Source organism: Lysinibacillus sp. S1 (genome assembly GCF_044986265.1).
Lineage (GTDB): Bacteria > Bacillota > Bacilli > Bacillales_A > Planococcaceae > Lysinibacillus > Lysinibacillus capsici.
Map to the genome: position 1 here is coordinate 1,505,829 of NZ_CP173154.1, position 25,088 is coordinate 1,530,916.

At 36.3% G+C, this 25,088-nt stretch carries 21 protein-coding genes and 2 pseudogenes; all 23 read right to left on the minus strand.

The window, feature by feature from the left end:
- Positions 1–719 precede the first annotated feature (719 nt).
- On the minus strand, positions 720–848 hold the full coding sequence (locus tag ACHZEU_RS07920) for a hypothetical protein (RefSeq protein WP_255409654.1): 129 nt from the start codon (positions 846–848) through the stop codon (positions 720–722).
- 51 nt (positions 849–899) lie between these two features.
- On the minus strand, positions 900–2,168 hold the full coding sequence (locus tag ACHZEU_RS07925) for an ATP-grasp domain-containing protein (protein WP_279494264.1): 1,269 nt from the start codon (positions 2,166–2,168) through the stop codon (positions 900–902).
- A 115-nt stretch (positions 2,169–2,283) separates the two neighbouring features.
- Positions 2,284–3,294, minus strand: a complete 1,011-nt coding sequence (locus ACHZEU_RS07930) for a histidinol phosphate phosphatase domain-containing protein (RefSeq protein WP_279494263.1) — start codon at positions 3,292–3,294, stop codon at positions 2,284–2,286.
- Positions 3,291–4,076, minus strand: coding sequence for a DeoR/GlpR family DNA-binding transcription regulator (locus tag ACHZEU_RS07935; RefSeq protein WP_279494262.1), 786 nt, complete (start codon positions 4,074–4,076; stop codon positions 3,291–3,293). Before ACHZEU_RS07935 ends, ACHZEU_RS07930 begins: the two co-directional genes overlap by 4 nt.
- Positions 4,073–5,074, minus strand: a complete 1,002-nt coding sequence (locus tag ACHZEU_RS07940) for an ABC transporter ATP-binding protein (RefSeq protein ID WP_404804329.1) — start codon at positions 5,072–5,074, stop codon at positions 4,073–4,075. Before ACHZEU_RS07940 ends, ACHZEU_RS07935 begins: the two co-directional genes overlap by 4 nt.
- Positions 5,071–5,856 (minus strand): ABC transporter permease, encoded by a 786-nt coding sequence (locus ACHZEU_RS07945; RefSeq protein WP_048391486.1) that lies wholly within the window; start codon positions 5,854–5,856, stop codon positions 5,071–5,073. The genes ACHZEU_RS07940 and ACHZEU_RS07945 overlap by 4 nt, the downstream gene beginning before the upstream one ends.
- A complete protein-coding gene (locus tag ACHZEU_RS07950) occupies positions 5,853–6,698 on the minus strand; it encodes an ABC transporter permease (RefSeq protein WP_404804330.1) in 846 nt (281 codons plus the stop codon). The genes ACHZEU_RS07945 and ACHZEU_RS07950 overlap by 4 nt, the downstream gene beginning before the upstream one ends.
- A 71-nt stretch (positions 6,699–6,769) precedes the next feature.
- Positions 6,770–7,606 (minus strand): annotated as a pseudogene (locus ACHZEU_RS07955) (alkaline phosphatase family protein).
- Positions 7,596–8,684 (minus strand): annotated as a pseudogene (locus tag ACHZEU_RS07960) (ABC transporter substrate-binding protein). Before ACHZEU_RS07960 ends, ACHZEU_RS07955 begins: the two co-directional pseudogenes overlap by 11 nt.
- A gap of 234 nt (positions 8,685–8,918) precedes the next feature.
- Positions 8,919–9,296, minus strand: coding sequence for an ELKS/Rab6-interacting/CAST family protein (locus tag ACHZEU_RS07965; RefSeq protein ID WP_231595587.1), 378 nt, complete (start codon positions 9,294–9,296; stop codon positions 8,919–8,921).
- Positions 9,297–9,368: 72 nt separating this feature from the next.
- Positions 9,369–9,887: a hypothetical protein gene (locus tag ACHZEU_RS07970; protein WP_054550553.1), complete on the minus strand. Its 519-nt coding sequence runs from the start codon at positions 9,885–9,887 to the stop codon at positions 9,369–9,371.
- 12 nt (positions 9,888–9,899) lie between these two features.
- The gene (locus ACHZEU_RS07975; protein WP_054550552.1) at positions 9,900–11,117 is read right to left on the minus strand and encodes an aminopeptidase; all 1,218 of its coding nucleotides are present in this window, start codon (positions 11,115–11,117) and stop codon (positions 9,900–9,902) included.
- A gap of 28 nt (positions 11,118–11,145) precedes the next feature.
- Positions 11,146–11,898, minus strand: a complete 753-nt coding sequence (locus ACHZEU_RS07980; RefSeq protein WP_004225875.1) for an ABC transporter permease — start codon at positions 11,896–11,898, stop codon at positions 11,146–11,148.
- A 3-nt stretch (positions 11,899–11,901) separates the two neighbouring features.
- Entirely contained in the window at positions 11,902–12,840 is a 939-nt protein-coding gene (locus tag ACHZEU_RS07985) for an ABC transporter ATP-binding protein (RefSeq protein WP_004225877.1), read from the minus strand.
- 506 nt (positions 12,841–13,346) lie between these two features.
- Positions 13,347–13,844: an S-layer homology domain-containing protein gene (locus tag ACHZEU_RS07990; protein ID WP_279494258.1), complete on the minus strand. Its 498-nt coding sequence runs from the start codon at positions 13,842–13,844 to the stop codon at positions 13,347–13,349.
- Between the two features lie 11 nt (positions 13,845–13,855).
- The gene (locus ACHZEU_RS07995) at positions 13,856–14,092 is read right to left on the minus strand and encodes an InlB B-repeat-containing protein (RefSeq protein WP_004225880.1); all 237 of its coding nucleotides are present in this window, start codon (positions 14,090–14,092) and stop codon (positions 13,856–13,858) included.
- Positions 14,089–14,232, minus strand: a complete 144-nt coding sequence (locus ACHZEU_RS08000) for a hypothetical protein (RefSeq protein WP_279494256.1) — start codon at positions 14,230–14,232, stop codon at positions 14,089–14,091. The genes ACHZEU_RS07995 and ACHZEU_RS08000 overlap by 4 nt, the downstream gene beginning before the upstream one ends.
- 73 nt (positions 14,233–14,305) lie before the next feature.
- A complete protein-coding gene (locus ACHZEU_RS08005) occupies positions 14,306–17,233 on the minus strand; it encodes a cadherin-like beta sandwich domain-containing protein (protein ID WP_279494255.1) in 2,928 nt (975 codons plus the stop codon).
- A gap of 160 nt (positions 17,234–17,393) precedes the next feature.
- Positions 17,394–21,221, minus strand: a complete 3,828-nt coding sequence (locus ACHZEU_RS08010) for an InlB B-repeat-containing protein (protein ID WP_279494254.1) — start codon at positions 21,219–21,221, stop codon at positions 17,394–17,396.
- A 608-nt stretch (positions 21,222–21,829) separates the two neighbouring features.
- Positions 21,830–21,985, minus strand: coding sequence for a hypothetical protein (locus ACHZEU_RS08015; RefSeq protein WP_279494253.1), 156 nt, complete (start codon positions 21,983–21,985; stop codon positions 21,830–21,832).
- A 269-nt stretch (positions 21,986–22,254) separates the two neighbouring features.
- The gene (locus ACHZEU_RS08020) at positions 22,255–22,860 is read right to left on the minus strand and encodes a TetR/AcrR family transcriptional regulator (protein ID WP_004224884.1); all 606 of its coding nucleotides are present in this window, start codon (positions 22,858–22,860) and stop codon (positions 22,255–22,257) included.
- 188 nt (positions 22,861–23,048) lie between these two features.
- On the minus strand, positions 23,049–24,431 hold the full coding sequence (locus ACHZEU_RS08025; protein WP_279494252.1) for a cell wall metabolism sensor histidine kinase WalK: 1,383 nt from the start codon (positions 24,429–24,431) through the stop codon (positions 23,049–23,051).
- The gene (locus ACHZEU_RS08030; RefSeq protein WP_004224888.1) at positions 24,419–25,081 is read right to left on the minus strand and encodes a response regulator transcription factor; all 663 of its coding nucleotides are present in this window, start codon (positions 25,079–25,081) and stop codon (positions 24,419–24,421) included. Before ACHZEU_RS08030 ends, ACHZEU_RS08025 begins: the two co-directional genes overlap by 13 nt.
- Between the last annotated feature and the right edge of the window lie 7 nt (positions 25,082–25,088).

Consider the following 25,088-nt stretch of genomic DNA (forward strand, 5'->3'; position numbering starts at 1 on the left):
AAAAATTATTTCTTTAAAAGACCAATAATTCTACTAATTTTATAGGAAACTAAATAATTCTCTACATTTCTCTCTATCTCCACTTCCTTCTAAAAGCGAATATATTTGAAGTAATTCAAAATAACCTTAGTGCTCCACTATTTTTATTTGATATCTAAGTGACTTTTTTTAAAAGCCGCAGCAACTATATAATGTATTGTATCAGATACATAATTGTTATATCTGTAATCTGAATAGCTACTTTCTCTTAGATAATCAATTAAGCGAATTAAGTCTCCATCGAAAAAATCTTTGAGATGTTTTCGTTGATATCATTTCAATATTAATAAGATTATTGGTTAAATCTTTTCCTACTGTTGGTTTAGTTTTTCTTCTAAAGTCAACAAATCAATCTTTATATCTTTAAATTCATTAGATAAACTTTAAATAATTTGATTTCTGATTTATACAATTTATGAAAATACTCTATAGCTTTTAATTGTTCGATATTATCCACAGCGCTCTCAAAAGAGTCTTTCCTAACCCTATTGTCATACACATGTGAACTCGCTATTAAAAGATTTTATAAGCATAATCAATATTATATTCACTAATTATTTTTAACAAATTGAAATACCCATCATTTTCAATTTTATTTTTGCGCAATTCATCCGTTATTTCCAATAAAGTACTACAATATTTTTTTACTATATTTGAAGGTACCAATTTTTATTTATCAGCTATTCGAAGCTTTCTAAAACAATTTCATCTAAAAGATAATCCTTTCTTTGATTCATTCTTATTAAAGCATTTTCTATACCTAAATTTAATGTCTCATAACGCTTTTCAATATCTAAATCACTTAACAAAATGAAATAATAAATACGAATCTTAAAGCCCTATCCTTCATTTCACATATGCTAACCATTGCTTTTGTTAAAATACTTGCTGTATTTTATCTGTAAATATGAATGATACAATTTCAGCTTTATCCAACGCTTGATATTCATATCTTCTTTATATAGTAATGCATCCGTGTATTGCCCTTCTTTCATTAATTGCTTTGCTTCTATTTTTAATTTTTCATTCTTCATGTATTTAAATAGTGTTTTTGAAGGAAGTAGTGACCATACATGCTTCGTCTGGACATATGTTCGTTCATGATTAACCTGGTATAAATAATCATCCACCACATATTGCATTAAATTATACCCGCTTGCGGTCACATAGTAGCTTGAAGCCCCTGCTCGCAAATTCATTTCAAATAGCTTGTATTTCCCGTCCCTTGCATCATATTTCATATCAAAATTAGCAAAGCCCGTATAGCCGATGTCCTCTAAAAAATGCCGAATGGATTCCATTAGCTGTTCATCATAATCGGTCATAACAGCTAAAGAAATACCTTTGTTTTGTGGAGATGGATCTTCGAGTAGCTTGTTGCTAAGACACATTAATTTTACTTTTCGATCTCTTCCTACATATACATCTAGAACACGGATATAGGAATCGTCGCCTGGAATAAATTCTTGAACGATTAAGGTGTCTTGATAGCTAGAACGATAAATACAGCCAATGATGTCCTGCATCTCATCTGCATCGTGCACTAGATATATTTTTTTCTTTTCAGGAAAGGAACAGTTCGTATAGGCCACGGTATTGGAGGGTTTAATAATAATGGGATACTGGATTGGAATTTCTCTATTTGAATGATGTTCCTTTGTTATAATGATGGTTTTGGGGTATTTTAACTGATATTTATCACAAAGCCTGTAGAACTTCTCCTTTGTTTGCACCCTATTTAGTAAAGCCTGATCAATGTAAGGTAAAATAAAGTACTTTTCAAGCTGCTCTTTATTTTCAATGATAAGCTCTGCATAGTAGCAGTCACAAACTAATAAAATCAATTTCTTTTGTTGGCACTGCATGGCCAATCCCACTAGCGCTTGTACAAAACGGGTAGGATCATCTAAATGTTCAACGTATTGAAAATCCAGAATACCGCTATTCTGCGTGGCAATTCCCTGTGAGCCTTTCAAAAGGAGTGAGCGCATCGTCCTCCCTTTTTTTGCTGGCTCAATGACAAGACTTTTCATGCGGTAGGCTGCATAAAATGAGCGTGCTACCCCGTATGCATGCTGACCCGATTGTATAATAATAGGTAAAAAGGGTTGTTCTTTAATAGATGTCAATCTGAATCGCCTCACATTATAAAAATGAATTTAATCATTTGTATGCGAGTAAAATTGTACTTATGTAATACGAATAAAAGGCACTACATTGAAGCTTTAGTGCCCTTTACTCAACCTATAACGTCATCATTTTTTTCACTCTCTGTTCAAAGGAGGCAATAGCTTGAACGCCATAACCCTTTAGCAGCTCTGTATTGGCAAATGTATATTTACCTAAATCATCTGGGAAATGTGCATCAGAGGATACAGTAAAAGCAACTCCATGCTCAAGTAAGGTTTGTAAAAAACGAGGACCCGGGCACATTTCCTGTACAGGGTAACGATAATACAGCCCGGCATTGATTTCAGTGGCGGTTTCAGTAGACGTTAGTGCCTTTGCAATACGTTTATACCAAACTTCAAGAAACGCACGATCCTCCACCTGATAATTAAATACTTTAAAATTATCTAAATGGGCAACAAAATCAAACATATTGGAAAGAATCATTTTCTCTACTACTTTAAAAAAACGCTCATAATTTTGTTGTAAAGAGTGTTGATCCATTTGCTCAAAAAGATACTTTGTTTGTGGATTATCAAAGCCCCACCCATCAACAAAATGAACAGAACCAATTACATAATCCCAAGGATAACCTGCTAGCAAAGCAGTTAATTCCTCCTCACCACCAACAAAATAATCTGCCTCTATACCAAGTCTCAGTGTAATGCCATGTTGACGCCATTTTTCCTTTGCCTGCTGAATGGTCGTCACAAAAGCATCCATATTTTCTGTCATCACACGATCCAGCCAATAGCGCTGAATTTGTCCAATTTTACTTTCATCCAGCCTCATAAATCGCTCAAAATAGGCACGCGTTTCTTGAAAACGATATAAGTGATCGACAATCCCCACCTCACGTAAGCCAAGCTGCTTTGCCTGTTCGAGATATAAATCCAACCATTCCTCACTATAACAGCCATTTTTCACACGCCTTGCTAGCCGCTGTAAATGACAAGTTATTTGTTGTTTGGAGCCTTTTTCCGTTTCATCATTCGAATGAAAAAACTCCAGTGCCTGCGATGTACGCTCTAGCCAGCGAAATGAATAAGGTCCCTCTTCTAAATGTACATGATAATCAATTGTCATCCACTCTTCCCTCCATTACATATCGTCCATTTTTCCTCATAAGCCTGCCATTCTAATGGACAAGTGCTTTCGCAAAGAATTTCTGTACATTCATCAAGATGACAGATTTGAAAAAATGATTTGCCATTAATTTTAGATGCATCGGCTAATAAATAACTCACTTTGCTATGCTTGAGCATTTTCTTTGAAATAAGAGATTCATCCAAATCGTAATCATAAACAATGCCCTCACTAATGCCACCACACGATAAAAAGGCCTTATCAAAATTCATATTATCTAGCATTTCTAACGTCATAGCACCTGCAACAGAAGATTGTTTTGGATTCGCCGTACCTCCTAGTAATATGACCTTGCCTGTCATGCGTCGTTCTTCTATGGCTAAATTAAATTGAATAGCTGCTGCAATTGAATTCGTTACAACCGTTATATCTTCCACAGCTAGTAAAAAATCGGCTATATGTACTGTTGTAGTACCTGTATCTACTGCAATAGTATCGCCGTCGCAAATGCGTTTTGCAGCAATACGAGCAATTTGTCTCTTTGCGTCCTTGTGCATTTGTAGCTTGCGTAAAAATACCGGTTCATTACGTACATTCGTATATTTAATAGCCCCGCCATGAACTCTTGATAATAAATGCTGTTGTTCTAATTCATCAAAGTCTCGGCGAATTGTTTCTGGTGCTACCTGAAGGGCATCGGCAATATTGGCAACAATAATTTTCCCTTCAGAATCTAATTGTTTTAAAATAAATTCAAATCTTTCCAGTTTAGCGTAAGTCATGATAGCGCAATCACATCTTCTTGTGCGACATAACACTTATAGGATTTTCCCATTTCAATCGAATACCCTTGTTGATGCAGTTGTTCCATTGTAAACGCCATTTCTCCTTCAAACGTAGTACGAATAATATTGCCGCTCATTAATGATTGTTTGGCAACCCCAAAGAGACATAAGTCCCCATCTCGTTGATCGAGATGTAACGCCTCAGGTCGTATAGCAAATTTCGTGGCTTGCTCTATTAAAGATGCTCCAAGCATTTTTTCTAAAGTTTGGCGAGGAAAAACATTATAATGACCGATAAAATTAGCAATAAATTCATTATTTGGTTTCGTATAGATTTCCGTTGGCGTACCATTTTGGGCAATGCTGCCATTATTCATGACAAATATTCTATCCGAAACAGCCATTGCCTCTTCCTGATCATGAGTAACTAGAATCATTGTCATATTTAATTTTCGCTGAATTGCTCGTAAATCTGCTTGAAGTTTTTTGCGAATTTGAGCATCAAGCGCACTAAGCGGCTCATCTAATAACAGTACTTTAGGTCGGACAATTAATGCACGGGCTAGAGCAACACGCTGCTGTTGACCTCCCGATAATTCTTTCGGGTACGCATTAGCTTTCTCACTTAGATGAACAAGCGCTAGCATTTCATGAACACGCTGCTCTATATCTGCCGTATTAACTTTTTGCATACGCAAACCAAAAGCAACATTTTCGAGCACAGTCATATTAGGAAAAAGTGCATAGGATTGAAAGACCATACCCACTTGACGATCCTTCGGTTGTACGCCACTCATATTTTTTCCTTCAATCAAAATCTTACCTGCCGATGCATCTGTTAAGCCTGCAACAATACGCAAAATCGTACTCTTTCCACAACCACTAGGACCTAATAGTGTGATAAATTCTCCTTTTTGAATTTCCATATGAATATTGGTTAAGACAGATACTTGTCCATATTTTTTATGAAGCCCTTCAATAACAAGATAATTCATAGATTTGTAGCACCTTTCGATCGTTTCGTTACGATAGCAATGACGAATGTTAAAAGACCCATTAGCACGAGATAGATGAAAACAACAGCACTAGCAATATGTCCACTTGTGCTAAGCTTTTTCATTAAATAAATTTGAACGGTTTCAAAGCGAGAACCTACAACAAGATTAATTAAGACAAACTCACCAAATAAGACAGAGAAGGATAACAATGCCCCTGCAAATAAGCCTGGATAAACGGTAGGCAGTAAAATTTTTGTGAATGCCTGCCTTTTGGATGCGCCTAGTAATTGAGCGGCATCAAGTAGCTGCCTCGCATCTATATTTCTTAAACTATTTCGTGTACCTTGATAGATATAAGGAAGAATTCCCACAACATAGGCACCTAAAACAACAAATATCATCGGTATACCTATTTGGCTATAAACGCGTATAAGCCCTACAGCTAAAATGATTCCTGGAAAAGAATACACCATCACCACTGCCATCTGTATCCATTTTTCATATCTTGGAAAGTATAGGACGATGACGAAAATGGCTGGCACAATGACAAGGAGTGCAATGCTAACTGCCCCCCCTGCTAAAAATACTGAACGACCAAATGCCTGAATAAAATCGGTATCCTGAAACAATGTGGAAAGCCATTTTAGTGTGAGTCCTTCTGGCAATATCGTTTTATTCCATTTTGTTGCAAACGCATAGAGCATTGTTGCTAACACAGGTAATAGTAAATATCCCACGAGCAGAAGGAAAAAGAAATCAGCCAAACCACGCTTTTTCATTTTACTTTCCTCCTTGTTTTAGAGATGCTCCACTCACTGATCAGCATGGCCGTTACCATTGTCACTGCTAATATAACTGCAATGGCACTGGCTAGCTCTGGCTGAGCAAAAATATCACCTTTTATTAAGGAGCCTATACGAATCGCCACTAAATTATAATTACTACTTGTTAATGCATAAGCAGAGGCATACGCGCCCATTGCATTGGCGAACAATACACTAAAGGTTCCCACAATTCCTGGGAGCATAACAGGGAGACCAATTTTCATCCAAAACTGCCAGCTAGATGCACCAAGAAGAGCTGCCGCCTCCTTCCACTGTTGCTGAATTCCATCATAAATGGGATATAGAAGCATTAGTGATAATGGCAGCTGAAAGTAAATGTAAATAAGTAACAAACCGCTMCAACTGTATAATGAAAAGGATGTCAACGCCTCAATATCCCATTTGTCAAATAACAATGTAAATAAACCACTATTGCCAAGTAAAACGATAAAAGCAAATGCTAGCGGAATACCTGAAAAATTGGAGGTTAAGTTCGTAAGTATTAAAATCTTCTCCCGTACTGGCTCTGAAAACTTCATCATGGCATAAACTGCAAACAAGGTGATAAGTAACGCAATCATAGCTGAGATMACAGATAAMGTAATACTMTTTTTMAAMCCTTGMMGAATGTAGWCGTTCGTAAAAATTGATTCATACTGCTTCAGAGTAAAGCCCTCACTATTTTRAAAGCTTGTAATGAGCATATATAGGAGCGGTACTAAGAAAAACAGTAATAGTAATACAAGAAAAGGCGAAAGCCAAGCAATGGATTGCCGCTTCGATATCAACACACTCACTTCTTTCTATAAATGACTTGCGGCTCATGGGGATAATAGCCGCTCCTTATAATAAGAGCGACTACTATTATTTAAACCTCTTTTGCTGTAAACACACCTTCTAACAGGAGTGGTACCATATCTTCAGCAGGCTTGATATTTAATAAATGACAGCACAGTGGTGCAACTTGTAATTGAGAAATAATGCCTTCTTTTATGCCAGCCTTTACAGCATCTGAAATGACAAATAGCGGGACATGACGATCCTCATGTGTGGTACCGCCATGATTACCATCTCTTGTCATGCCATGATCAGCCGTAACGATAACCTCATAGCCCAGCGCCATACACTTTGGAATAAACAAGGATAGTAAAGCATCCATCGCTAAAACTCGATTGCGATATTGAGCAGAATCTGCCGTAAATTTGTGACCATCATCATCMACATTCATTGGATGAATATACAGGAAATCARGYTRCTTWTGASCCMTTAASCATRCTRCATMRGYMAWTACATGACTATCTGGATAATGATCCTCAAAATAGAACATACCATTKTCAATTGGTAAATGTGTATCGAGTTGTAGCCTGTCCTCCATATGATTAAATGGCGCTCTATTATAAAGCTCACTCACCCAATAATAGGCGGAGGCTGCTGTAGTTAAASCATKCTCMTTTGCRATATGAAAGACACTWTKCCCTTTCGATAAACGMACTGTSAWATTGMTGGTAACGCMRTGTACAATAGGGGGTGTACCTGTTAAAATCGTCTCATACAATGGTCTTGATAAAGAAGGCACCTCTGAGCAAACCTTATAGCGAGCAGCTACCTGACGCTCGACTAAATGGTGCAAGAACCCCATATGTGTGCAGGCTGTGTCAAAGCGCAAGGCATCGATAACAATGAGAACCACTTTGTTATTTTGCATGGATTAACACCTGCTCTTGATAGAGTTGAGGGATTTGCTTTGTTGTATCTTCCCATTTCTTTTGGTCTTTAACAGGTTGTGCATTCGTATACATATCAGCAGGTAATAGTAAATCTTTTACATCCTGTGGTAATTTCACTCCGTCCCGAATTGGACGCGCATAGCCTTTTGCTAAATTTTCTTGACCTGCATCAGATAAAATATATTCACGTGCTAGCATGGCAGCATGTGGGTTTTTGGCATATTTATTAATTACCGTTGCATAACCAGAAGTGACAGATCCCTCCTTAGGTATCACTACATCAAAACGGTCCTCATCAATTTGATGACGATAACCTAATGCATTAAAGTCCCATARKWTYKYWWYATYTMWTTCASMWTWYKSYAKRYTTGCTACTGATGGATCTCCCTGTAGACGTCCTTGCTTCGCTAATTCAGCAAAGAAATCTATACCTGGCTGGATGTTGGACTCATCTCCACCAAATGCTATAGCCGCTGCTAAGATGGCAAACTGTGCTTGGTTAGCTGTTAATGCATCCCCAATACTTACTGTGTAATCTCCATTTTTTAGGTCTTCCCATGATGTTGGAGCATTCTTCACATTATTTTTATCTGTCAAAAAAGAAATGGTTCCTGTATAGCCAACAATCCAGTGTCCTTCATCATCTTTAGCCCAATCAGGTATTTCATCCCAATAAGACGTTTTGTATGGTAATGTTAAGCCCTTGTCCTTAGCGATTGGTCCAAAAGCAATCCCGACATCTCCAATATCTGCCGTAGCATCATCCTTCTCTGCTTCAAACTTCGCTAACTCCTCTGCACTCGACATGTCCGTATCCTTGTGTTTGATGCTATATTCGGTCCCGAGTTCCTCCCAGGTTTCTACCCAGTTCGCCCATGTATCTGGCATACCGACAGAATTAACAGTGCCCTCTTCCTTTGCTTTTTCTGTAATGTCCTCAAGCGATAAATCCTTGTTTACCTCATTTGCACTAGATGAACTGTCAGAACAAGCTGCCAACATGGAAATAGCTAATGCACCAATTAGACCTTTTTTCCACAGTTTTTGAATTGCCATGTGTTGGACCCTCCATTTGTTTTGCTTTATTTTTATTTGCTTACAAACGTTATGTTWTAAAMYWAAMMTTAASCAMSTMTGKAKGTRTTMAGMMTATTTWSTAAAWAYTWKTSAGGAMTTWTRAATATCTNTGWATTTAATGAATAAATGAAGAAGGCTTGTAAAGCTAGCGGGGGAAGATAAGAAAAATCTAAGTATGTGTACGTTTGCTTTACAGACGKASACNTACTTAGATTATGTGGAGAGACCTAAAAAATCAGCATATGTATGCGGCTCATTTTCCTTGAGAATTGTTAAAAATGTAAATGCCAATTGCACAACTGACCACCATCTCATATTGTAGGACATTTCAAAACGAGAGGGCTCTAATGAAAAGACATCTTGAAAAATATCTAACGGTTCTATTTGCTCATCCTTTAAAATGGATAGAAAGCCAAGAAATAACGTATGATCTTTAACCTCAATCAATTTGTCCTCTACAAGAGCATCAATATTTTCAGGGTGTTGAAAATTACATTGTGTAGCTACATAACGTTCTAAATCCTGAGCACGCTTTCKGTCTTCACGTTCCTTTTTTTTTGCAATAAAATCAATGACGTTATTCACGTACATCGCCTCTTTTTTTCTTTTATTGTAGCATTTTTTAAAGAATCATTGCCTGAAATAGCCCTTTATCCATTCCGTTTAAATGGTTTGTTTTTTATTAAATTCCTCTAAAAAAGTAGTCAATTTGTGAAATTCCACAGAGAAGACATCTTGCATTCCAAAATATCCTTCTTTTTCATCTATAATAGTGGCAAACTTTTTATAAAGACGGTGAATATAGCCATGATGGCGATAAGCATAAAATTGGACTTCCTTCACTTCTGGGTGTTCTTCTAAAATATGTTTTAGCATTTGTAGAAAACCCTTAACAAAGGATCGACTATTTTGATATTCTTTCTTTAAAAGTGCGCAATCAATAAAAACGATATGTTTATTTTTAAATTGATCTTCTCTTACACCCAATGTATAGCTTGCTGCAGCAAATACTTCCTGCTGTGTATTTTGAAAGAGAAGCAGATTTGTTTCCTCTATCATGACATATAAACTACCAAGTGTATCTAAAATCGGATACATATCGTCAAATATATTTCTATTTTGCAAAAAGAAAACAGCGAATTTTTCATAATCATTATCAGTCTTACACTGCACTATTTCCATTCATCTTCCCCCTTATTTAATTACCCACTCACCATTCACTAAAATCTCTTCGGCAGTACCGTCCTCTCGTATTCCATTCACCTGTAAGTTTTGTGAGCCTATCATAAAATCAATATGGATCATACTATTATTTATGTTTTCTAGGTTTGCACCATCTTCTTTCAAGCCTGAAGTATAGGCTTGCCCAATGGCTAAATGACTGGATGCATTTTCATCAAATAAATTATGATAAAATAGTAGATTGCTCGCAAAGATTGCAGAATCATGAGGAACCAATGCAACCTCACCTATATATCTAGCACCCTCGTCTTTTTGAAGAATACTTTGGAATGCATCCATCCCTTTTTCTGCAAAGAAATCAATAATTTCACCATCTTTAAATGTAAGTGTAAATTGATCAATGATCTGCCCTTCATAAACTAATGGCTTTGTATTTTTGACTATTCCATTTACTCCTTTTTTGAGTGGTGTCGTATAAATTTCTTCAGTCGGCATATTACAAATAAATGAGCTTCCCTTGTCATTCGTTTCCAAGCCATTAACCCAACGATGATTTTGTGGTAGCTCTATTTTTAGATTTGTGTCTTCGCTAATGAAATGTAAATAACGGAAATGCTTTTCATTCAATAACGTGGCCCTTTTATTTAATGTTTCAACATGCTTTTCCCAAGCTTGTAGTGGGCTCTCTTCATTTAATCTTAGTATTTCAAAAAACTTTTCCCATAATTCCTCAAGAGCATTTTTGGGCTCTAAGTCAGGGAAAATAGATGCTGCCCATTGCTCCGTCGGATAAACAATAACAGTCCAACTAACTTGCATTTTAATCAATTTTTCGGTAAAAGAACGAAAAGCAAGTGCAGAAGCATACTCTGCTTTTTCTACCTTAACAGGGTCTATTCCCTCCATATTTTGCAGGTGGGGTGAAATAATATAAAGAAAAGCGGCACCACTACTCGCCATTTCTTCATACCCCTTCACAAGCCAATCTGGTGTATAGGCTAAGCCTTGCTCTGTCATATATTCAAATTCAATTCGAGCAAGCTCTTCATCAATCCACTTTATATAAACATAATGTGCACCATTGAGATAGGCATGTCGGCAAACCCTCCGAACAAAATCAGCAGCAGCTATCGAGGCAGAAATCACTAAAGTCTGTCCTTGTTGAATATTAATACCTATTTTTATGACCAATTCAGCATACTGATCTATCTTAGTTTCAAAAGTTTTCATTATAAATTTAACTCCCTATTCAAATAATTTATTGAACACGCCAATGTATTTTTTTACTGATCAATAGATAAGAAAAACAGGAAAAAATAAGTAAGATAAGAACATCTATGAATGTAGAATTGGTCCATCCAACAGTTAACATACCGTGTAATACATTCGCTACATATGTTGTAGGTAACACGTAGGAAATCCACTGCAGAACGATGGGAAGGTCTTTCAGTTCAATCATAACTGGTGTTAAGAAAGTAACAAACATCAACAAAAATTGCGCTACAATATTTGTAAATTGAGGATTTGGAGATAAAAAACCCATTAATACACCAATGCCTACTACACTAAAAATCGCCAATAAAGCAACTGGTAGTAAAAGCCACTCAAAATGAAGATTCACCCCATAAATTTGCTGACCAAACGTAAATACAATAATAAACGAAGGTAAGGAAGTTAAAATACCATAAAACAACAAAGATAAAATAAAATTAACCTTTCGAATGGGAAGGGATGAGTAATATGTAAAATAGCCCCCAAATTTTTGATACGAGATATCCTGCCCTAGAATATTCATCCCCATTAATAGAATACTAAAAATCATATTACCGATAATTAATCGTGCCAATTGTTCAGAGCTAGATTCACCCAGTAAAAATTCTAGAAAAACTAAAGTAACTATTGGGAAAATGGAAGACATTGCAATAATCCATAATAATTGGTGCCTTACAATAGCTATTTGTATACGAAATAAAATAAGTAATTCAACAAAGAATTGACTAAAGGCATTCATTAACTATTCACTCCTTTGCTGTTCTTGAAGTAGTGAATAGACATCTTCTAGACTTGGTGGAAACAGAGAGTATTGGTTAATGTTCAATGTCTCATCCTGTATTATTTCAACAATAGTACGAACCATATTTTTCTCGATTAACATCGTGAGTTTTGTATCCTCTACTAATTCTGCTTGTCCAAAATCTTTCAGTCTGTCTTTGATATTGTGAATAGAGGCCTCCTGTGCATAAATTTCTAAACGCATTCTTTGGTCTACTCTTCTCTTTAGCTTTTCGACATGGTCAATGGCTAAAAGCTTTCCGTTATCTATAACAGCTACACGATGAACAACTTTTTCAGCTTCCAAAATATTGTGAGTGACTAAAATAATTGTTGTACCCTTTTGGTTAAGCTCACGAATGATGTCCCATACTAATTTCCGTTTTAATGGATCCAGCTCATTTGTAGGCTCATCCAAAATCATAACAGATGCCTGACCAATCAAAGTTGCTCCTAAACTAATGAGTCTTCTTTGACCACCCGAAAGCTTTGACAGTAGCTTATCTCGATAAGCTTCCATGTCTAACCTCAGCAAAATATTATCTGTCTGTTGCTTCGACTCTTTTTTGGAAAGCCCCTTTAATCTACCCGTAAAATAAATGGCTTCCCATGTTTTTAAAAATGATAAAGCAAAAGTCTCCTGTGAATAATAAGCAGTCTGTTTCAATACATACTTCGGATTCTTAGATACTTCTTGTTGATGAAATTTCACGGATCCCTCTGTTGGTGCTAGCTGTCCTATCATTTGCTTTATCAATGTCGTTTTTCCTGCACCATTCGGGCCTAATAATCCAATTATTTCACCTTTATATATAGTCAATGAAATGCCATTATTTGCTTTAAATTTACCTTTTTTATAGTAGAAAGTTACATTTTCTAATTCATATATTGGTTCAAGCATGGTAAACAGCCTTCCCTGATTAAATTTCAAAAGATGAGGTCTGACTAAAAAGTCAGACCTTGAGGTAATAATTATTTACCGAATGGCTTTGTATCGCCTTTTGGGAAACCCATTGGAGGAAACATCATTACTTTTCACCTCACTTTCTTTTCTCTATTGAGTGAACAACCATCAGATAAGCTAATGATAATCACTGCTTATTTTTGATTCTATATTACTTTAAAGTAATATACAACTAGAAAAATAGAAAAATCAGTTTTTTCTACTTCTAATAATAGACTAATTTAACTTATAATTTCTTCTATCTATTGGACTATTTACAAATAGAAAATATTTTTACCCTTTGTTGCTATACGTAATATCCATTACTTTTCTTCTTTAAATTAATGAGCTTTCAAATGTGATTATAAAAATATCTATTCATCGCTAATCTATATTACTTAAAGTAATATTCGACTTTACAGTGTTCATAACGATGTGAAGCTGTTAGATTACACAAAAGATAGTTAAAATTGGAGTGCCCTGAATAAAAAGGTCGCTAGCTCGGCACGTGTTACTGGCGTTTTGGGATAAAATTCACCATTACTCCCCAATGCAATCTCAACCTGTTCTAGTGCTGCAATATAATCCATGCTCCAATGATTACTAGAAACATCACTAAATGAACTTGTACCCTCAGAAGTTAGTTGTAATGTTTTTGCTAAAATTTTTGCTACTTGTGCACATGTAATAGCTTCTAATGGTCGGAATGTGTCACCCCACCCATCAATAATTCCCCCTTGCTGTAGCGTGTTGATCTCTTCATAGTAGATAGGTTTTGGTGCTATATCAGAAAAGACTTTTGCTGAGCGAATTGATTCAAACTCGAAGGTGCAAGCAAATAATACTGCTACATGCATTCGACTAATTGGTTCATTCGGACGGAAAGTCCCATGTTCATAACCTTGGATAATCTCTAGTGTCGCTAGTTCCTCGACTATCTCTTTTGCCCAATGGCTATCCATATCATCGAACCTTACCAGTGCTGCGGTGTGTCTGATTCGTACACTGGCAAAGGTATCCACTTTGCATATATTACTAAATTCTCTCGAATAACTGTATCTTCATCCCACTTAATTTTAAATGCTGCATCCTCATACCAGCCTCCAAAGCGAAAACCATCTTTGGTAGGCAAAGGTAAATCACTTATTTTTGTATTATAAGCAACCTCTAATGGCGGAAGTATTGTACCACCATTTGTATTTATTGTCACCTGATGATGGATTCTGTTGTAATTGTAAAATGAAGTGTCTCATTTATATTTGCAAATACGGTCACATTACCACACACAGGTTGTATAAGTAACAACCTGATGACAAATAACGAAACCACTTGTTGCCATGTTCTTCTCATAACATCCCCTTTATCCCATAATCACACATGTTGATTAACAAAATTATACAAATATGAACCATGTTGGATTTTATTATTGTTGTAAGGCTCTGTATAAAAATGCTACAAATTGGGCACGTGTTACTGAAGATTCTGGTTTAAAGTAACCGTTATCCCCTAACGCAATATCATTTGCCGCCAGAGCGATAATATAGTCATGTGCCCAATGTGTTGATGGAATATCTTTAAATGTATGTGTGCTCGTTGGTGATAAGTTTAATGCTATAGCTAATACTTTCGCTATTTGAGCACGTGTCATATTTTCATTTGGCTTAAAGTATCCGTTAATACCTTGATACAGACCAGCTTGTTGCACCAACTTGATGGTTTCATAATACCGATGATTTAGTGGAATATCCTTAAATGTTTGTGCTTCCTGTATGGGATTTAGTTTAAAAATACGGGAAAATATTAACGCAACATGCTGACGAGAAATCGGATCATTTGGTTTAAAAGTACCATCCACATACCCTGTAATATATCCACGTTTAGCAAAATCACCAATCATTGTGTAAGTCCAATGATGCACGGGCACGTCTGAAAAGATAATATCTGTAATGGGCTCTTGCGGTTGCTTAGGATCAGTCGGTACCAGCTGAGGAAGCTCTATTGGTGCTGGTGCTGCTGGCTCTACAGGCGCTGAGTTTCCTGGAATTTGTGGTGAATCTACGGGTGCTGGTAGCTGTTCACGATATATTTCAACTTTGTATTTCTTTTTCGTAACCCCGTCTGGTGCTGTTATTTCTAGTAAAATAGTATTTGCCCCGAAGTTTAGTGACACTGTCATTTTCTTTCCACTGCTGCTTGGTATTCCATTAATCATCAGCGTTGCATCATGGTCATCCAGTATTGGTGTTAAATCTATACTATTCACATTTACATCAACATTAACTGAATATTTTTCAATTTGAGAATCAAATGACGGCTTCAAATTTCCATAATTCAACGTTAGACTTTTTAAATTTGCGTTACTCGATGGGAATCTCGTTACCGTTACTGTATAGGTCTGCGTTGTGTTATCTTCTGCTGTTACTTCGATTGTTACCGTATTCTGTCCTACATTCAGCGGAATCGGATCTGATGCTGTGCCACTACTCACCGCATGCCCGTCCACCTTTATTTTAGCTGTGGCATCTGCTGCTGTTGGTGTTACTGTTAAACTAGTAATAGCATTCTCTACGCTTGCTGTATAGGTGAAATCTCCCCCATTAAATACAGGAAGGAATGACCCCGTGCTTAGAGTGAGATCACTCAGGTTAGCATTATTCGATGGGAATCTCGTTATCGTAATTGTATAGGTCCTCTGCGTTGTGTTATCTTCTGCTGTTACTTCGATTGTTACCGTATTCTGTCCTACATTCAGCGGAATCGGATTTGATGCTATGCCACTACTCACCGCATGCCCGTCCACCTTTATTTTAGCTGTAGCATCTGCTGTTGTTGGTGTTATTGTTAAACTAGTAATGGCATTCTCTACGCTTGCTGTATAATTGCTATCTCCTGAGCTAATTTCAGGAGATAGTATTCCTGAGCTTAAAGTAAGACTAATTAGATTAGCATTACTTGATAGCGCCCGCGTTACTTTCACTTGGTATGTCTTTTTTGTGCTATTTAAAGCTGTTACTTCTATTAATATTGTATTACTTCCAACATTAAGGGGAATTGTAGCTGATGTTGCACCACTACTGACTAGATTCCCATTAACCTTAACTGTTGCAGTTGAATCTATAGCATTTGGTATCACTGTAACGGTTGAAACTGTGTTCATTACATTGACATCATAAGAAAGTATTTTTTTAGAAAATTGTGGAGAAAGCGTTCCTTCATTTAAATGTAAGCCCTCTAAATCCGCTGAATATAAATGCACGGTGGAGATTGACTTATTTCCTGCATGATCTTCCGCAAACAATGTATATGTCCCAAAATTATCCACAACAATTTTATTCTCAGTGAACGGATTTCCTCCCGTCAAAAAATAAGATTCATTTTGATTTCCAAATGCCCATTTCTTCGTTTTCACTCCACTTTTACTATCAGTAATGGTAATTGGAACTTCTAATTTCTGATTGGTAATTATGGTCATATTGCCACTTGTAATGATTGGTGCATCTTTATCGATATTATCAATAGTAATCGTTTGAACAGTTGAATTTAATAAAATATCCCTTGCATACCACGTAATCGTTCGATTTTGATCTATACTAACAAAAGAATCTACTAATGAGTTTCCAGCTGTATTAAAATATGATTCATTTTGAATGCCATAATCCCACTTTTGAATCTTCAAATCACTTTCACTACTAATATTTGCCGTAACTGTAACATCACCATTTGTCCATCCTGTAGGGGACTTTGTTAAATTGATCACTGGTGGTGTTGGATTTAATTTTAATGTGTAATTCACTTTTTCATACCTTAAACGTTTATGTGTTCCATTAGAAATGGTTTCATAGTAGCTTAAATTAGCCCATAAAGCATTAGCAGGAACGGTAGCACTTTCCACAATATTTACACCATCTACACTATAGCGGTATTTTTGATTCGTTATTGGGTTTTTCCCACTCCCAATATCACCATCAAAATTACTTACTGTTATCCACTTAACATCAGAAGGAATATCAGTCCAATTGTGAACATACTGCTTTTCTACAGATTTTCCATCACGACTAAACATGTATTCTATACCATTATCTAATGGCAGAGTAATTGGAAAAAATGTTATCCATTTCGCATCTGTCGGTAAACTATCTCTATCGGTAAAATTTTTTGTTAAATAATCTCCACTATATATATGGAGAATCCCTGCAGAATCTCCTTCTAGGTATTGGATATAGGATAGAACCTCTCCATTAACTGTAATTTCTGCTGCCTTTGTTGCATTTGGTAACAAGCCCAAACTACATAAAATAATAACAACACTAGTGACTAACAATAGCTTCCACTTTTTTAACGGTTGTTGCATCGAATCCCTCCTTCTTCTTTATTTAGTGATTCATCAGAATTACCCTCACTATCTATTCACTACTTTATATTACTCAAAAGTAATATTCAACAAAAATATTACTCTTTCATAGTATAATGGCGCGAAGCTGTTAGATAGCCTCACGCCTAAAAAATCATTTTTATTGCTGCATTGCTCGGTATATAAAAACCGCCAATTGGGCTCTTGTCACAGAAGCTTCAGGGTGGAACTTGCCATTATCCCCTAATGTAATCTCTGCTCGCTCTAATGCCGCAATATAGCCAACACTCCAATGATTGCTATCTACATCCTTAAAAGAACTCTTACCTTCTGATTTCAGTTGTAGTGTATTTGCTAAAATTTTAGCTAATTGTGCCCGTGTAATATTGTCTGTTGGACGAAATGCTCCATCCGCTCCATCAATAATGCCTGCCTGCTGTAAGGTCATAATCGCATCATAGTACATATGGTTTGGTGCTACATCCGAAAAGGCTGCTGTTGGGCGAATCACCTCGAATTCAAAAGCACGTGTGAATAATGAGGCAACATGCTGGCGGCTAATTGATTCATTCGGTCGGAAAGTACCATCTTCATATCCTTTAATAATGCCCTGCGTTGCTAATGCCTCAATCATATCCTGTGCCCAATGGTTTTCGATATCTTCGAAAGTCACCACGGAAGGCTTTGACTGTGGGGATTGCTGTGGTTCTTTCGGTTCTTTTGTTGGCAATATTATCCATTTTGCATAGAGCGTTAAATTCTCCCTCATAAGCGTATCTTCAGCCCATTGTATCGTTAGCGCTTTATCTATATACCAACCGTCAAAACGAAAACCTTCCTTTGTTGGTACAGGTAAATCACTGACTCTTGTATTATAGGTAATCTCCATGTCCTCTAAAGATAGGCCACCATTTGTCTCGAAGGATATTTGAATAGACGTTGATGGATGAGAAGCACTACCTCCATGCGGCATTGAAGGACCATTGGCATTACCTCCACCAGGTGTTGAAGAATTCGCTATCCATTGAGCATACAAAATTATATCTGCCTCACCTATTATTAAAGGCGTATTTGCTATATAGGCTATACCCTTACCATCCTGTGCTGTATTCCAGCCCGCAAAAGTATAGCCTGTTCTTACTAGATTTCCACTATTTCCTTGTACCATTACTGTTTCATTTTCTTCATATAATGTACTATCCTTTGGCACTGTCCCACTTGTTGCACCATTTGCATTATATATGACTGTATAAGTTGGGTTCGCTGTCCACTGGGCATACAAGATGACATCGGCTTTTCCCATTTGAAAGGTTGCATTTTCGGCATAGGATATTCCCTTACCATCTGCTTGTGTATTCCAGCCTTTGAATGTGTAGCCTGTTCTTACTAGATTTCCACTATTTCCTTGTACCATCACTTTTTCATTTTCCTCATATAATGGACTATCCTGTGGCACTATACCACTTGTTGCGCCATTTGCATCATATTTGACTGTATATGTTTGGTTAGCTACCCACTCCGCATACAATATAATATTATCTGTACCCATTGGGAAGGTATCATCCACTGCATATGCTGTGCCTTTACCATCTGCTTGTGTATTCCAGCCTTTAAAGGTATAGCCTGTTTTCACAAGATTATCGCTATTAACCTTCACTGTCACAAGGGCATTTTCTTCATATTTCTGATCATCTTGTGGCACACTGCCTCCCGTTGCTCCATTTGCATCGTAGATAATGTTATAATAATTTGGCACTTCATACGCGCCTAAATCAATCGCCGCTCCTTGCACACGTTTTTTCCCAGCAAGGTCTGTTGTTATATCTGCTAATTCAGGATAACTAGCATTCCCTTGATCTATTACTGGAGAATCTGCTTTTAAGCGATAATCTTTCTTGCTTGAATCCATAAACACATCTGTTGGCAGATAAGTGGGCGTATCAACAGCCGTCCCAGTCGTATCAAATAGTTTCCCTCTTATGTTCTTTCCTACTTCCACATCGAGCAAGCTATTTTCAACTTTACCTTTATAATTATAAAAGGCAATTTTCTTGTTATTTCCGATAATAATACTATTTTGAATTTTACTAGCTGAGCCACCTCCAGAAATAGCACCCACTCCATATTTCGGAACATCGCCACTGATGGTCACATTCGTTAAGATGATATTACTAGTTGGAGAGTCAGTACTTATAGTAGCACCATCAAAATCTGCCTTGTTGCCAGTAAATAACGTATTTCTTAAATTGGGGCTGCTACTGCCATCATTGAACATACCGCCCCCAATATACGCTTCATTTCCAATGAATAGCATATTCGTTAAAATTGGATTACTGACACCATCATTAGACATAGCCCCTCCACCATAACCGGCCTTATTTTCACGAAATGTTACAGTTGTCATCATCGGGCTACTATTGGTATTGTGCATGCCGCCCCCATTGATTGCATTGTTTTGATCAAACGTTACATCAGTTAAGCTTGGGATACTATAGTTCGTATTAAACATCCCTCCTCCTAACTGACTTGCCTGATTTTTATTGAATAGCACATTTTTCAATAGTGGACTACTATTGCTACCAGTATTAAACATCCCTCCTCCATACTCCGCCTTATTCTCGCTAAATGTTACCTCCATTAAGTTGGGACTGCTAGCATCATTGTATAGAGCACCTCCATAAAAAGTAGCTTCATTTTCATTAAAGGTTACGTTTGTTAAAGTTGGATTATTGGCATAATTGTACATGCCACCACCATGTTGAGTTGCCTTATTTCTATTAAATTCAACTTCCGTTAAGATGGGATTACTCACGTTACCGTTGTATATACCACCTCCGTATACTGCTTCATTGCTAGTAAATGTTATATTTGTTAAAGTCGGACTACTGCTACCACCATTATAGATAGCGCCTCCATAGCCAGTCGCTTTATTTCCATCAAATTTGACACCACTTAATCTTGGACTACTACTAGCATTGTAGATAGCGCCACCTAGGTACGCTTCATTTCCATTAAATAGAACATTTGTTAAAATCGGGTTACTTCCTCTAGTATTATACATAGCACCTCCATAGCCTCCACCATCTCCCTGTGCCTTATTCCCGGTAAATAGGACATTTCTTAAGAGTGGGTTATTGCCATCGCTATTGTACATCCCACCACCATACATATGCGTCCCCTTATTAGCAAAACCTCCCGTAATGGTGACACCATCGAGAATGGCTGTTTCATTTAATACACTTACATCAGGGTCATATCGATGATAAAATACATGATAGGCATTTTCTCCACTAGGAAGTGCTCCACTTAGTATAGTTTTGTATGTGTTAAAATCTCGCTGCGCTAATGTCTCTTCATCACCTTTAAAACCGCCATAAATTTCCACACCATTTCTCATTCGGAATGCTACGCTGCGTGAATCATTTACATCCATTTTTCTAGTTGGTGTGTATGTTCCTTGGGCAATCCAGATTTGCTGTCCACTTAGTGCGCTATGTAAAGCGGATTGTAAATCTTGAAATGCATTGTCCCAACTTGTACCATCATTATTCCCAACAGTAGCAGTTGCGTCCACATAAATAATAGAGTTACCTGCTGACAATAACGATGGCTTTTGTTCTGCGATGCGAATTACATGCTTACTAATGGCGGATTGCCCAATGATTCTAAACCAAATATGATAGTCCCCTGCATCTGTTAAAACAAGTGGCGTTAAAGTATTGAATACTGTCCATGTATTTCCTTTGTCGTTAGAAGTCTCTATCTGTAGACTAGCACTATCAACTGTAGTTGTTGTCGCTTGAATAGTAACAGGACTTGAAGCAATGTCACCATCTATATAAGGCTCTCCATCTGTTGTGAGTGTGACAGTTAGTATGGGCTGTTCATGATCATTCGTTTCAGCATACACTGGGAAACTACCAACTACAATCTGTGCCATTAACAAATAGATGACAAATACCGATACTGCCTGCTGCCATTTTCTCATAGCATTCTCCTCTTTCTATACATTTTACTTCTACCAATATGTGATTGAAAAAGAATAGGAGCACTCTCTTACATCAATCATGTTCTAATGCATATACGAATAACAAACATATACGATAATTATATTATTTAAAAATTTTAAATTGCTATAAAAGCAAAATGCGACTCTATTTTGGATTAATTTTACATATTAAACATTAAACATCACTCCCATGTACAATCTTCCTTCTTCTTAATGGTGTCACTCATTCACTAAGTCTATTTAAAGCCCCATCGATTTTTACAGTAGTTTAGAAGGTTTGATTTGATCCTAAAAAATCTGGATGAACGTTAACAGAGATGTTATTTTGGTACTCATAGATCCTTCTTTCTACATCTTGATATAAAATAACAATAAGCAATTTTATATTACTCAAAAGTAATATTCAACTATATAAAAGAAAAATCATTTTCTTTTATATAGTTATTTCCTCTATTTTCTCTAGTAAATATCCTTTCTATTACTAAAGTTACAATTATCTATCTCTTGGCTTTTTACTTTGGCAACAATTGAATGAATGCTAATCATTCAATCAATTCACTAAAACACTCTGAAACCCATATGTGTAACTAAATCTTTCCAAAAACACCCCTTGTCCCCTGAAATTTCACTAATCCATCTACAGTTGCTAATTGACCAATCAATTGCTTTATACCTTCTTTTCTGTAGTAGAAAGTTACATTTTCTAACTTACTCTGTTCAAGCATATTAAACAGTCTCTTCATTTAAAAGATAAAGGTCTGACTAAATAAGCCAGACCCTTAAGTAATAATTACTTAACAGTAATACGGCCACCTTTATCTCCTACATATGGCATTGGTGGATACATCATTCCATTCACCTCCTCTTTTCTTCTTTAATTGAGTGAACCATTTGAAATACTAATGGTAATCACTACATATTCCTAATATTATATTACTCAAAAGTAATATTCAACTTTAAAAAAAGAAAAAATCAGTATTTTCTTTTTTTAAAATTATGAAGTGGTTGATTATTAGTCATGACTTCCCCTATCCAACATACCATCTATTAATAAATTCACAATATCAGTGGCTATCTCTTCTGGCTTTTTTTGCTTTGGCAGTAATTGAACAAATGTTAATCGCTCAATAATACCTATTAAGCTCTCTGCAACTATATGTGTATCTAAATCTTTCCGAAAATAGCCAGCATCTACTTCATAATCCAGATTCTCTTTAATTTGCTTGACGATTTGTGCCTTTATTTCATCAGCCTTTGTCGATAAATATAATCCAATTCTTGTTAAATTTGGGTTTTTAGCAAAAAACGCTAATAATTCCTTAACATTATGGATAATACGTGATTTTACTGTTGCTTGCTCTAATGCAGGCTGTAAGCGGCTTTTTTTGGCTAAATCCATCATTCGTAAACGAAAAAGATTCTCTAATTCTTCAAAAATGGACTCTTTATTTTTAAAATACAGGTAAAAAGTAGGCTGACTTAATGATGCACTTTTTACTATCGTACTCACCTTCGTTTCATGATATCCATGCTGCGCAAACTCTTTCGCTGCAATTTCAAGTAATAATGCGCGACTTTCTTCTCCACTTGCGCCTTTTGGTCTACCTCTTTCTGCCATAAAAAAAACTCCTCCATTTAAGTACCCTTAAAACTTTTTTCTATAAAAAAAGCCCTTTATAAGGATAGTTAGTTGTAAAACCTTACTTCCAATAAAAAGGACTAAATTTATTACTAGGGTAACATGAAGGACTTCATTAGAGCAATGACTTTGATTTCTACCCGCAGTAAATTGGAAAAAATAAACTGTTACTCCATCCTCATAACAGGAATAGTGACTGTCACTTTTCCTCCACCCGTTATCGAATCATTAGCGAGTGTTATTACCCCATCATGCTTTTTAATAACTGACTCTGCAATATAAAGGCCCATACCATGATGATCTGTTGTATTTCTACTTGGGTCTCCACGATAAAATTGTTTGGTAGCCTCTTTTAAATCTTTTGCTGAAAAACCAGTACCACTATCTTTCACAGTAAAATGAATAACATCCCCCTTTCCTTCAACAGATAAAGTGACTTTGCCGTTATTTGGTGTGTGCTCAACTGCATTGACAATCACATTTAATAGAGCCCGATAAAAAAGCTCTTCCTCTATCATAATGGAAGTAGGTAGCCTGACCATTTCTACACTAACTTCAAGATTTTTTTCTAAAGCAAGAGCTTTCATTTGTTGTTCGACCTGTTGAATAAAAGAATGCATGGCGACATTTGATTTTGAGGTGACAATACCTTGCTCCACATTCGAAAGATCCATTAATTGCTTTGTGAACTTTTCAATTTCAACCGTATTTTTTAATATATAATGGTTAAATTCTTTTTGCATTTCATCTTGGGCGGTGTCCAATAAAAGTTCGGCATTTCCCCGAATAATCGTCAATGGTGTTTTCAGGTCATGTGCCAGTGCTGATATTTGTTCTCTGCGCAATCTTTCTGCCCGCCATTGCTGTGTCAAAGAAGTATTTAATGCTTCCTTCATTTGTTCAAAAGAAAGAGCAATATCATCAATTTCTTGGATTCCAGACGGTTGTAAATGAAATGCCAAATTTTGATGTTGTATTTTTTCAATAGCTTCTTGTAAGCCCATCATTTTTTGTTTTAGTCTTCTGCCAAAATGAACAGCAAGTACCGCTGCTTGTACAACAACTCCAATAATAAAAACTAATAAAACTGTTAATTGCGGATTAGGTAAATAATTTCTTATGATAGCAGAGCGATACTCAGGTACTAAACTATAGCGTAAAATACATACTTCCTGTTCGCGCTCAATAAATGCATAAAATCGAGAACTTCCCTGCTTTTCTCCTTTTTGTTTTAACTGCCATGCATAGGAAGCCTCTTCTTTAGTTAAATTGCCTGAAATAAACTCTCCCTGGTTTGAAACCACTGCATATTCTACAAGGTCAGGGATCATCGCATCCGTTACCGAGCTGCTTGTAGCAATTCGATCTTTTGCTAACGTGATTTGTGCCTCTGCATAATTTGCAGGTAAAATAATATTAGCTGAAAAGGCAAACATAAATAGACCTATTAATAGTGCCACTAAAAGAATGATGCCAATGCACAGAAAAAATAAATATCTCAGAAAAAATGTATGCAGACGTGTTCCTTTCCTCGGTTTTACGGTTTCCACTTATAGCCAATCCCCCAAACCGTATCAATGACTTCTATATCAAATGCATGCAGCTTTGAACGAATATTTTTAATATGCTCTGTTATCGCTGTACTGTCACTTTTGCCATCAAATCCAAAAATCGTTTCGTATATTTGTTCTTTAGAAAAAACTTGCCCGCGATGACGCGCTAAAAATTCACATATTTCATACTCACTTTTGGTTAACGGAATCCTCTCATTTTGAACAAATAGTTCTTTACCAGAAAGATTAAAATGAACTTTACCATGATAAAGAACATTCCGTTTCTCTCTATTTTCACGTCGAATATGAGCATTTACCCTTGCCCGTAGTTCGCCAATACTAAAAGGTTTGATTAAATAGTCATCTGCACCTAAGCCAAGACCAAACATAATATCTTCCTCTAAGGTTTTAGCGGTAAGAAAAAGAATCGGACAATCTACCGCATGGCGAATTTGCCTACATAGCGTAAAGCCATCAATAGCAGGCATCATCACATCAAGTAAGATTAGATCAAAGAAGCCTAGATCCATCTTCTCTACCTCTGTCGAATTAAACACAATATTTACTAAATGATTATCTTTATGTAGTGCATTTTTAACCAGCATTAAAATATCAATTTCATCATCAACTACTAATATATTTGCCATAATTTAT

Excerpts from the sequence above, each read along its gene's own strand:
- ACHZEU_RS07930 (WP_279494263.1), bottom strand. The coding sequence starts at position 3,294 with ATGACAATTGATTATCATGTACATTTAGAAGAGGGACCTTATTCATTT.
- ACHZEU_RS07935 (WP_279494262.1), bottom strand. The coding sequence starts at position 4,076 with ATGACTTACGCTAAACTGGAAAGATTTGAATTTATTTTAAAACAATTA.
- ACHZEU_RS07940 (WP_404804329.1), bottom strand. The coding sequence starts at position 5,074 with ATGAATTATCTTGTTATTGAAGGGCTTCATAAAAAATATGGACAAGTA.
- ACHZEU_RS07945 (WP_048391486.1), bottom strand. The coding sequence starts at position 5,856 with ATGAAAAAGCGTGGTTTGGCTGATTTCTTTTTCCTTCTGCTCGTGGGA.
- ACHZEU_RS07970 (WP_054550553.1), bottom strand. The coding sequence starts at position 9,887 with ATGGAAATAGTGCAGTGTAAGACTGATAATGATTATGAAAAATTCGCT.
- ACHZEU_RS07975 (WP_054550552.1), bottom strand. The coding sequence starts at position 11,117 with ATGAAAACTTTTGAAACTAAGATAGATCAGTATGCTGAATTGGTCATA.
- ACHZEU_RS07980 (WP_004225875.1), bottom strand. The coding sequence starts at position 11,898 with ATGAATGCCTTTAGTCAATTCTTTGTTGAATTACTTATTTTATTTCGT.
- ACHZEU_RS07985 (WP_004225877.1), bottom strand. The coding sequence starts at position 12,840 with ATGCTTGAACCAATATATGAATTAGAAAATGTAACTTTCTACTATAAA.
- ACHZEU_RS07990 (WP_279494258.1), bottom strand. The coding sequence starts at position 13,844 with ATGGATAGCCATTGGGCAAAAGAGATAGTCGAGGAACTAGCGACACTA.
- ACHZEU_RS08000 (WP_279494256.1), bottom strand. The coding sequence starts at position 14,232 with ATGAGAAGAACATGGCAACAAGTGGTTTCGTTATTTGTCATCAGGTTG.
- ACHZEU_RS08005 (WP_279494255.1), bottom strand. The coding sequence starts at position 17,233 with ATGCAACAACCGTTAAAAAAGTGGAAGCTATTGTTAGTCACTAGTGTT.
- ACHZEU_RS08010 (WP_279494254.1), bottom strand. The coding sequence starts at position 21,221 with ATGAGAAAATGGCAGCAGGCAGTATCGGTATTTGTCATCTATTTGTTA.
- ACHZEU_RS08015 (WP_279494253.1), bottom strand. The coding sequence starts at position 21,985 with ATGAAGAGACTGTTTAATATGCTTGAACAGAGTAAGTTAGAAAATGTA.
- ACHZEU_RS08020 (WP_004224884.1), bottom strand. The coding sequence starts at position 22,860 with ATGGCAGAAAGAGGTAGACCAAAAGGCGCAAGTGGAGAAGAAAGTCGC.
- ACHZEU_RS08030 (WP_004224888.1), bottom strand. The coding sequence starts at position 25,081 with ATGGCAAATATATTAGTAGTTGATGATGAAATTGATATTTTAATGCTG.